This is a genomic window from Klebsiella sp. JB_Kp042 (assembly GCF_040065275.1).
GTDB classification, from domain to species: Bacteria; Pseudomonadota; Gammaproteobacteria; order Enterobacterales; family Enterobacteriaceae; genus Klebsiella; species Klebsiella quasipneumoniae.
Map to the genome: position 1 here is coordinate 1 of NZ_JBEAJL010000047.1, position 9,768 is coordinate 9,768.

Below are 9,768 nucleotides of genomic sequence, written 5' to 3' on the forward strand. Positions count from 1 at the left end.
GATGCGCTCCGGATGAATATGATGATCTCATATCAGGAACTTGTTCGCACCTTCCACAATACCGGGCAGTTATTTACGATTTCATCCAGGGCATATAACAGTCTGGGAGAGATGTATTCCGACCCCCGTGCCGACTGGGAGAGGTCTGCCGCGGCGCAGTTCCATATTGGTATGAACGAGTCCCGGGACGGGTGGGGGACACCAGTGAAACGGCGTTCGCGGACGGTACCCGGAGCCGTCAGAATACCTTTCCGGTAACGCTGAGTCGTACCGTCTATATGACCGGAAATGCCGCCAACACCCTCGCCCGCAGGCGAGGGTCAGGCGCTGACGTGACGCTCTCTGGCGACCGTCAGCGCCAGCAGGATAAGCAGCGCGCCGCCCACCTGCGACAGCGTCATCACTTCGCCATACCATAGCGCCGAGAAAATGGCCGCCCACACTGGCTCCATCAGCATGATGAGCCCTCCGTTGAGCGTATAGGCTAGCCGCTGCGCATAGTTTTGCAAAAAGAAGCGCAAGCAGGTGGGAATGAGAATGCTGAGCGCAAGCCATGTCCAACCAGCCGCGTTGAGCTCGCCAGGCCACGGCTCCAGCCACAGGCTCACCGGCAACGCCAGCAGGCCCACCGCGATCATCTGCATGGCGGCGAATAGCACCACCGGATGGTCGGTGGCGAAGCGATTATTCAGGCTGAAGTAAAAGGCGAAAATCGCCGCCGCACCAAAAAACCAGAACTGGCCCGCCTCGAACCGCCACTGGAGAAAGCTGTTACCCACCAGCAGCGCAATGCCGGGTAGGGCGAGCAGCATGGCGAGCCCGATGCGCTTCGACAGCGCCTGGCGGAACAGCAGCCATCCTGCGAACGGCACCAACAGCGGCCCGAGGCAGGTGAGAAACGCGCCAACGCCCAGCGCGGTGGTAAGATGCAGCGCCACAATCCAGCACATCATCGAGCCGCAAATCAGGCTGCCGATGGCGAAGGCTGGCCACAGGCTGCGCCGCCATTCGCGTCGGTCGGCTGCGGGCACCGCCAGGCCCAGCAGCAGACCGCCCGCCAGAAAGCGCACGGCGATAAAAAAGACCGGAGGCAGCGCGCCAAGTGCCTCTTTAGAGAAGATCCAGCCTGCCCCGGCACAGAGAGTTACCAGCAACAGCAGGCTCTCGCTTTTGCGTGCAGGCAGCATGGCCGCGCCGCTTCGCGCTATCATGCGAGCGCGTCGCGCAGGAACGTAATGCTCTGGCGCATCGGCTCTAGCGGCTCCTGCCAGTAGCGCCCACCAGCTATCTCAAGCGACAACAGACCGTTATAGCCGCCTTCACGAAGTTCGCTGAGGTAGCTTTTCAGCGGCAGGTTGCCGTCGCCGAGCGCCAGATGGCCCGCAGGGGTTCCGTCGATAAAATGGCAGTGGCGCAGTTTTGGCCCAAAGGCGTTGAGGTAATCGGTCACGCTGTCGCCGCCCACCGCCATGCCGACGATATCCAGCGCCGCGTCGAGCGCAGGCGAACTGACTTCGTTAACCAGAGACGCCAGCTCATGCACGGTGCTGGCGAGGTTGCTTTCGCGCGGCTGCAACACTTCCAGCACCAGCGTCACGCCACGGCTTTCCGCGAGGTGCGCCAGTTGCGCCAGGGCGTCCACCGCGCGGCTGCGCGCCTCCGCGGGCTTATCCTCTTCATAACCCCAGCCTGGCGTCATAAACAGTAGAGGCGACTCAAGGCTTTCGCATATCTCCAGGCTGCGGCGAAAATAGTTAATGCTGTACTCCCGCTGCAGCGGGTTTTCGGCGGCGATATTAACCGGGTAGACACACTGCTCCGGCGTGAAACAGGCGAGCTTAAGCTCGCGCTCCGCCAGCTCCCGCCTGAGCGCCTGCAGGTCCGCTTCCTGCACGGTGTCGATATGCAGGTGCGGCGCAACGCCCCATAGTTCAAACCACTGCACGCCGAGCGCGGCGACATCGTCCAGGCAGTGGTTCAGCCGATAGTGCGAATAGGTAAAGTTGGTGGCGCAGATATGGCTGGCGTTAAGCATCATTATTCCTCGCTGATGGGGTTGAGTACACGTTGTAAAAACTCGCGGGTGCGCGGGTGGGAAGGGTTGGTAAGCACCTGGCGCGCCGGGCCTTCTTCGGTCACCACACCGCCGTCGATAAACACCACGCGGTCGGCCACTTCGCGGGCGAAGGCGATTTCGTGGGTCACCACCACCATCGTCCTGCCCTGATTCGCCAGCTCGCGCATCACTTTCAGCACGTCGCCCACCAGCTCCGGATCAAGCGCCGAGGTGGGTTCGTCGAACAAAATGGCTCGCGGGCGCATCGCGAGCGCACGGGCTATCGCCACGCGTTGCTGCTGGCCGCCGGAAAGATCCTGCGGGTATGAATGCGCCTTGTGGTCCATCCCCACCTGTTTAAGCAGCTCCATGCCATATTCCCGCGCGGGGCCGGGGCGCTCGCCTTTGACGTAAATCGGCCCTTCGGTGACGTTCTCCAGCACCGTGCGGTGCGGGAAGAGGTTAAAGCGCTGGAAGACCATCGCCACCTCGCCGCGCACCTGACTTAGCGCGCGCTCGCTGCCGTCCACCTGCACGCCGTCGAAAATAATCTCGCCGCTCTGGTAGTTCTCAAGCCCGTTGATGCAGCGCAACAGGGTCGACTTGCCGGAGCCTGAAGGGCCGATGATGCAAACCACCTCCTGGCGGTTGATGGTCAGGTTGATGCCGTTCAGCACGTGTACCGCGCCGTAACTTTTATGGACATTGCGATATTCAATCATCAGTGGCTCCGACGCTTGTTCATGGCATGTTCCACCCGGCGGCACAGCCACATCAGCGGCCAGCACATTACCAGATAGAGCAGGGCGACCAGCGTGAAAACGGTGGTGTTCTGAAATGTCGCCGAGGCGAGCAGCTTCCCTTGCAGGGAAAGTTCCGCCACGGTGATGGTGGAGGCGAGCGAACTGTCCTTGAGCATCATCACCATGGTGTTGCCGTATGAGGGCCAGATAATCTTGATGGCCTGCGGCAGGATAACGCGGCGCATCATCAGGCGCTTAGACATGCCAAGCGTCTGCGCCGCCTCGATCTGCCCCTTGTCGATAGCCTGAATGCCGGCGCGAAAATCCTCCGCCTGGTAAACTGAATAGGCGATGCCGAGGCCGATAATGGCGGCAGTCAGCGCCGACATTTCGATACCGATATCGGGCAGTACAAAGTAGATATAGAAAAGCTGAACCAGCATCGGGATGCCGCGCAGCACGTTAACCACCGCACCGCTCACCAGGCGCAGCGGACGGTGGGCCGATAGACGCATCAGCGCCCACGTCAGCCCGAGCAGGGTCGAGAGGATAAGCGAACAAAAGGTAACCAGTACCGTGTATTTCACCCCCTCCACCAGGATGGGGAGGGCGGTGGCGCTGAAGGTAAAAAAGTCGTTCATCGCAGTTCCTGTCACGGGGTATCAGGGGCTACGCCCCCTTGTTTTAATTAAGCTTCCACTTTTCCAGCAGCGCCGTAATCTCGCCGTTGCTCTGCATGGTGGCGATAGCTTCGTTAAGCTTCGCCAACTGCTGCTCTTCGTCCTTACGCACGCCAAGCCCGAGCGAGCCTGGCAGTACCGGCTTGTAGCTCTTCACCAGCCGCACGTTGGGATATTCGCCAAGCGAGAGGTAATAGGCCATGGAAGGGGTATCGCCAAAGCCCGCTTTGATGCGCCCGGCGTTCACGTCTTTCATGATGCCGGTGAGGGTGTCGTAAGCTTTCACATCCTTGAAGATGTTGGCCTGCTTAAGGGGCTCGATAAAAATCGTGCCCATCTGCGCGCCCGCTACCGCGCCAGGCAACTCTTTAAAGGAGGTGTAGTCTTTAGTGTCCTCTTTACGCACGATCATCCCTTCGCCGTAGCTATACACAGGCGTGGTGAAATCGATCACTTTCTTGCGCGGCTCGGTGATATACATGCCGGTGGCGATAAGGTCTATCTTGCCGGTGCGCAGCGCCGGAATAAGCGCTGAGAAATCCATCGCTTTAAATTCCACCTCATAACCCGCGTGCTTTGCGGCCTGGCGGGCGATATCCAGCATAAAGCCGTCCAGCTCATGGGTTTTCGGGTTCAGAAAGGAGATGGGAATGCCGTTGGCTTCGGTACCGACCACCAGCTTTTCGGCGGCTCCGGCGGGTAAGGCAAGCGAGATTGCGGCCAGCAGCGCTACTGAACAGGCTAAGGTTTTCATCTTCATGTCTTGCTCCACGTAAAAAAGGTTGGATTGCAGCCCGCCTGCGGCGGTGCGTTATGGCATTGCGACTACGGTTGTTGTTTTGCCTCCTGCGGTAGCGGCGTTAGCGGCACTCCGCTGCCGAATGCACCGAGGCGTTCGCAAACCCTCGCCGAGGCAAGGGCCGCATCATTCGCTGCGTCGGCAAGCGTTGCCCCCTGACCAAGCTTCACCAGCAGCGTGGCGATAAATGCATCCCCCGCGCCGAGGCTGTCGACAATCTGCGTCGGCAACGCGGGCTGGCGGTGGCGTTCGCCCCGGTGGCTGATAATCGCGCCGTCCGCGCCCTGCGTGACCAGCACGGTGGCGACACCCGCCGCGTGCGCGTTGGCGATCAGCGTTTCAATCGCCTGCGGCGCGCTGCCACTGCGCGAAAAGGTGGCGACCTGCACCCAGCGCAGCAGCGGCTCGGCCCAGGCGTCGTCGCGCGAACCGAAGTCGAACGAGAGCGGCGCGCAGGCGGCAAGCTGGGGAAGCTGTGCTTCCAGCCCGCTGTAATCGCTGGTGTGCAGCAGGTCGAAGTCCGCAAGCCACGCCAGGTCCGCCTCGCTCAGCCGCAGCTGGTAAGGTGGCGGCACGGAACCGACGAAAAAGCGGTTGCCGTCGGCATCGATATCGATTTGCGAAAGCGCGTTAAAGCTTTCGTTGATCCGCACGCGACTGATGTCTACTCCTTCAGCGCAAAGCGCGTGGCGAATCACGCCCGCCGGAATATCGTTGCCGGTGATGCCGAGGTAGGCGGCCTGCGCCCCGGCCTGGCGGCCAAAAACCGCAAAGTTAAGCGCGTTGCCGCCCGCGAACATCAGGTCGCAGTGCAGGTAGCGGTCAATCACGTTGTCACCCACTCCACAAATTCGCATAGTTATCAATATTCCACTTTGTACATGTAACGGCGGTCATCGAGAGAGTGGCCGGTGTGATGCTCCAGGTGATCTGCAAGACGCGTGCCCATCAGGCCCAGCGCGATGGCGGCAAAGCGTGCTTTCACTTCTGGCGCTGCGCCCGGCAGGCTAAAGCCAGCGGCGTCAAACACATGGACGTTTTCGGTATAGCGGCGGGCAAAGTCGATGGCTCGCTGCGTCATGGCGCGGCTGTCGTCATCGGCGTGGAACACCACCAGGTGTGCGCCCGGCAAAATCATCTCAAATGGGCCGTGGCAGAAATCACCCGCCAGCACCGGGGTGGCGTTGCGCCACTGCATCTCCATCAGATAACAGTAGGAAAGCGTGTAGGCCGCGCCGTAGTTAGCGCCAGCGGCGGTCACGTAAATATCGCCGCCCTGAGCGATGGATTTCGCAATGGCGTCGCCGACGGCTTCTTGTTTATCGAGGTACTGTTGCAGCGCCGCAGGCAGGGCGGGCAGGGCGTCGCGCCAGGCGCTGACGTCTAGGTTATCCACGTGCTCCAGCAGTTCAATCACCAGTTGCAGCAGCAGAAGCTGTTTGCCCGGCGTCACGGTACGCGGGCTGTAGTAAACCAGCGCGGTGTCGGCGGTATTGGCGAGCGGCGTGTTCAGCTCCTGGCTTAGCGAGACCACATACGCGTCGTAAGATTTCGCAAAGAGCGCCGCCTGCGCCGTTTCCGGCGTGGCGCCGGAGTGCGATGAGAGGATCACCAGCGACGACGCTCCCAGACGGGCAGGGGGCTGCGCCATAAACTCCGCCGCGTTCAGGTTCCACGCCTGTAGCTTTTTGCTGTGGCGGCAGAGCAGGGCGTGGGCATGCACGGAAGAAGAGAACGAGCCGCCGCAGCCGACGAAATAGATATCTTTCAGCGGGCGGGAGGCGGCGGCCTCTGCGATGCCAGCGATGGCGTTTTTCTGTCCCAGCACTTTCTCAAGTGTCGGGATGAAGTCCGCTTCCAGCGGGCGCAGCGGCAGTGAAACTGTGGTGTTTTGCGTCATGTTGGTTTACCTGTCCGTCTCGGTTGTAATGGATGTGATAACGTTATCAGTTCATCTGCAAAATAAACCCGTGATTTACAGCAGCTGGTGGATTATCCTAAAATGAGAGAACGTTATCACAAGGTGAATAATTCGCCGGTGTTAAAAAATTGTCAATGATCTTTTTCTTATGATTTCGCCGGAAATCGATAACCTCCGGGAACTGAAAAGCGGAGCAGACAAAACGTCTTATGAACAAAAAAAATAACCGAATCACCGTGAAAGACGTGGCGCGCAAGGCGGGGGTTTCCACCGCGGCGGCTGGCCGGGCGCTGGGAGGTTACGGCTATGTCAGCGAGGAGCTGCGTGAAAAAATCATACGCGCTGCTGAAGAGCTGGGCTATGTGGCAAACCAGGTAGCGCGGGCGATGATCACCGGCAAAAGCCAGACCATCGGCGTGGTGGGCGCGGACATCAGCAACCCTTTTTTCGCCGAGGCGTTGCGCGGCATCAGCGATATCGCCCGTCGCCACGAGTTCGGCGTGCTTATCACCAGCAGCGACGAAGACGTGCCGCGCGAGCAGGAGGCGGTGCGCATTCTGCTGGAGAAACAGGTGGACGGGCTTATCGTCTCGCCTGCGGATATAAACAATTGCCACCACCTAGACCAGGCTATCGCCCAAGGTATTCCAGTGGTGCTGCTCGACCGTAAGCTGCCGACGCTGGCCGCCGACGCGGTGCTTATCGACAACGTACATGCCAGCCGCGAAGCTACGCGCTACCTGCTAAGCTGCGGCCATCGTCGCATCGCCATCATCACTGAGTTAAGCTCGGACTACGATACGCAACTGGCGCTGGAGCCGGAGAAGTTTTCGACGATCAACGCCGACCGGCTTAACTCAAGCGGCGCGCGCCTGCTCGGCTACCTGCTAGCGCACCATGAAGCGGGCGTGGCGGTGGAGAAAACCTTAATCCGCCGCACTGGCAAATATTGCGCCCAGCACGCGTTTGAAGAGACACTGGCTGTGCTGGACGCCGCCGCGCCCACGGCAGTTTTCGCGGTGGATAACGTCATGACCCAGGGCGCCTGGCGCGCGGTGCGTGAGCGCGGCATCGCTGTGCCGCAAAAGCTCTCTTTCTTCGCCTTCGACGAACTCGACTGGCTGACGCTCACCACCCCGCGCATTTCCACCGTTGCGCAGCCGATTCACCATATGGGCGTACATGCAGCCGAGCTGCTTTTCAGGCGCATACGTGAGACAGATTTACCTGTCTCGTGGCAAACGTATCAGGTGGAGATGAAGCTGCGCGAGTCGGTGGCGACGATCGCGGAGAACGTGAAAGGATAACGTTCTCCGACACGCTTAGCTCCGGTGCGTGTTCACTACCTGGCCGATGTGTTCACCTTCCAGCGCGTGTGCCGGGTCGCGAAGAGGTCGATGTTGAAGGATGTATAACTGCGCAGGAGCCGTTATCGGAGTTTAAGGGGCAATCGTGTAAAAACCACGCTAAGGAGATAATTCATTCTTTTTTAAACGCATAGTTTTTCTGTATTCGCTGAGTGTGAGGCTTTTAATACGGCGAAAGGAATGGCTGAAGGCGCTATCAGAATCACGACGCGTGTGAATTATGCTGAGACGACAATAACGCTTTGTGCTGACAAACCTTGTCTGGGCTGTTTTTAAAGGTCCGCTTTGTGGCTAAATTAAAATGTCCGCATGTGGGTTATGTTTCAGCTTTTGCCAAAGATTTCCTGGCTCCTTGTCTGGAGTTGCTGCAGGGCTTCCAGCATGTCGTCCTGGTTCAGACTTCGTTGTGATTTCTTGCCGGGTTGTTTCTTTCGGCGGGAGGTCTGGCCGTCCAGTGATGGCAGGGCCTGTGAGCGGGTGTTGTCCCGTTTGTCCTGAACCAGCTTTATCATCTCCAGAGCTCGTCCCAGACGCTTGTTGTCGATGATGGCGCCCTGGTCCAGCTCTCCGAGCCGGTCGTAGGTTATGAAGGGCAGGGAAGTACCGTTAGCCCGGAGCTCAATGGTACCGTCCGGATACTGCCAGACATCAATGTATTTCCCATGAAATCGACGGTTTTCTTCATTATCTTCAAGCAGATATAACTTCTTATCGTACTGTAATGTCAGGTTTTTTGAGACCTTACGCTGTTCACGCCAGGTGAATGTTGCCTCCAGATTTTCATTGTTCTCAAGCGGACGGTGAACGTCGAATTCGTGACGTGGCGGCTTCGTAAACCGGCGGTTATAGTCGGCCATAAACTCTCCGGCAAAGGCGTTTGCGGCCTCAGGTGTGCTGATACCGCGGAGCCGCAGCTCCTTGACGAGGCGGTCCTGCAACGTCAGGTGGGCCCGCTCAACACGGCCCTTAGCTGAACTGGTATTGGCACAGATACCGGTGATGTTCAGCTCGTTCATGGCACGGCCGAACTGAGTCTGGCCATCTCCGCCGGTGGCCTGCTTGTTGTTGATCCTGAAGACGCTGGCCTTGTCGCTGTAGAACGCCAGAGGCTTACCGTAACGTTCCAGATAACCGCGGGTGGCTTCAAAATAGGTGAAAGTGGATTCAGAACTGACGAACAGAAGCTGCATCAGCCGGCTCGTCGCATCATCAACGTAAACGAGCAGTGTGCACGCCGGACCACGATCCTCGAACCAGCGATGCTCACAGCCATCAATCTGGATGAGTTCTCCGGTACAGGCCCGACGCGGGCGTGGCTGATGTACACGCGGCGGCCGCAGCTTGCGGGGGATCCATAAACCGGCCTGTGTCATCAGCTTGCGTACCGTCTCTTTGGCCAGATACAGCCCATGAACCTCGGCGAGCTTCTCACAAGCTAAAGTTGGACCAAAATCAGCGTAGCGTTCGCGGATAATACGCAGTGCGCGTTCAGCGAGGCCCGGCATCAGTTGCCGGTTGCCAGGCTGGCCACGACGACGGTTCACTAGTGAAAGCGGCCCATGTTCACGATAGCGCTCCAGCAACCGGCGGCAGTGTCTGTCAGATATCTCAAGCCGGGTTGCTGCAAGACGTGTGGTAAGACGTCGGTCGATAACGTCCTGAAGGATCCTTAGTCGGTTTACATCGTTCATTGAGAAAAACTCCGTTCCGTATGCCGTCATGAGTCTCATCCTTTGAAAGCAGCGATCGCGGTGGTGAGACTGTAACGCGGACATCTCAATTTAGCTACTACAAACCTGGTGCGCTTAATGCGTTTTATGTTAAATATCAGCAACTTATCGTCAAATTACAGCTATTCTTCTGCAATGGCCTGCTCACTATCACTGCCAGCACGGCTTCAGTCGGGATAGATGGATTCTTTTCTGGCATTAATGCCATAAAGACAAACACGTTTTTTTTCAGGCAAATGGATACCCATCAGGCGAAGAATAAAACCGCGCCACCCCCGGTTAACCTGACGGTTATAGTCATACAGGTCTGCATTTTCTTTTTTAAGCTTTGACCATTCATGCATGAGTGTTAGTGCATCGAGCTCGGCGATGTGCTTCACTTCATCACCGATACGTACTGTGTTAATGCCTCTTCCCGGGTGATGCTGCCAACTTACTGATTTAGTGTATGATGGTGTTTTTGAGGTGCTCC

10 protein-coding genes are annotated in these 9,768 nt (G+C 58.4%); 1 reads left to right on the forward strand and 9 read right to left on the reverse strand.

The features are described from left to right. Positions 1 to 320: 320 nt before the first annotated feature. The 7 genes from ABLV54_RS12610 to ABLV54_RS12640 form a co-directional block, all read right to left on the reverse strand. Positions 321 to 1,187, reverse strand: a complete 867-nt coding sequence (locus ABLV54_RS12610) for a DMT family transporter (protein WP_086523281.1) — start codon at positions 1,185 to 1,187, stop codon at positions 321 to 323. Positions 1,188 to 1,207: 20 nt separating this feature from the next. After that, positions 1,208 to 2,038 (reverse strand): TIM barrel protein, encoded by an 831-nt coding sequence (locus tag ABLV54_RS12615; protein ID WP_003031953.1) that lies wholly within the window; start codon positions 2,036 to 2,038, stop codon positions 1,208 to 1,210. After that, positions 2,038 to 2,778, reverse strand: a complete 741-nt coding sequence (locus tag ABLV54_RS12620; protein WP_003031954.1) for an amino acid ABC transporter ATP-binding protein — start codon at positions 2,776 to 2,778, stop codon at positions 2,038 to 2,040. Before ABLV54_RS12620 ends, ABLV54_RS12615 begins: the two co-directional genes overlap by 1 nt. Then, entirely contained in the window at positions 2,778 to 3,440 is a 663-nt protein-coding gene (locus tag ABLV54_RS12625; protein WP_003031955.1) for an amino acid ABC transporter permease, read from the reverse strand. The genes ABLV54_RS12620 and ABLV54_RS12625 overlap by 1 nt, the downstream gene beginning before the upstream one ends. Before the next feature lie 43 nt (positions 3,441 to 3,483). Beyond that, positions 3,484 to 4,239 carry an ABC transporter substrate-binding protein gene (locus ABLV54_RS12630; protein ID WP_086523282.1) on the reverse strand — a complete coding sequence of 252 codons (756 nt, stop codon included), beginning with the start codon at positions 4,237 to 4,239 and terminating at the stop codon, positions 3,484 to 3,486. 65 nt (positions 4,240 to 4,304) lie between these two features. Further along, the gene (locus ABLV54_RS12635; protein ID WP_086523283.1) at positions 4,305 to 5,135 is read right to left on the reverse strand and encodes a PfkB family carbohydrate kinase; all 831 of its coding nucleotides are present in this window, start codon (positions 5,133 to 5,135) and stop codon (positions 4,305 to 4,307) included. Positions 5,136 to 5,140: 5 nt separating this feature from the next. Further along, positions 5,141 to 6,178, reverse strand: coding sequence for an SIS domain-containing protein (locus ABLV54_RS12640; RefSeq protein ID WP_003031958.1), 1,038 nt, complete (start codon positions 6,176 to 6,178; stop codon positions 5,141 to 5,143). A 230-nt stretch (positions 6,179 to 6,408) separates the two neighbouring features. On the opposite strand from ABLV54_RS12640, the gene ABLV54_RS12645 reads away from it, so the two are divergent. After that, positions 6,409 to 7,506, forward strand: coding sequence for a LacI family DNA-binding transcriptional regulator (locus ABLV54_RS12645; RefSeq protein WP_003031960.1), 1,098 nt, complete (start codon positions 6,409 to 6,411; stop codon positions 7,504 to 7,506). A gap of 383 nt (positions 7,507 to 7,889) precedes the next feature. Here the strand turns inward: ABLV54_RS12645 and ABLV54_RS12650 are convergent, their stop codons facing one another. Beyond that, the gene (locus tag ABLV54_RS12650; protein ID WP_174599494.1) at positions 7,890 to 9,287 is read right to left on the reverse strand and encodes an ISNCY family transposase; all 1,398 of its coding nucleotides are present in this window, start codon (positions 9,285 to 9,287) and stop codon (positions 7,890 to 7,892) included. Positions 9,288 to 9,463: 176 nt separating this feature from the next. Further along, a complete protein-coding gene (locus tag ABLV54_RS12655) occupies positions 9,464 to 9,703 on the reverse strand; it encodes a hypothetical protein (protein WP_032454252.1) in 240 nt (79 codons plus the stop codon). Positions 9,704 to 9,768 lie beyond the last annotated feature (65 nt).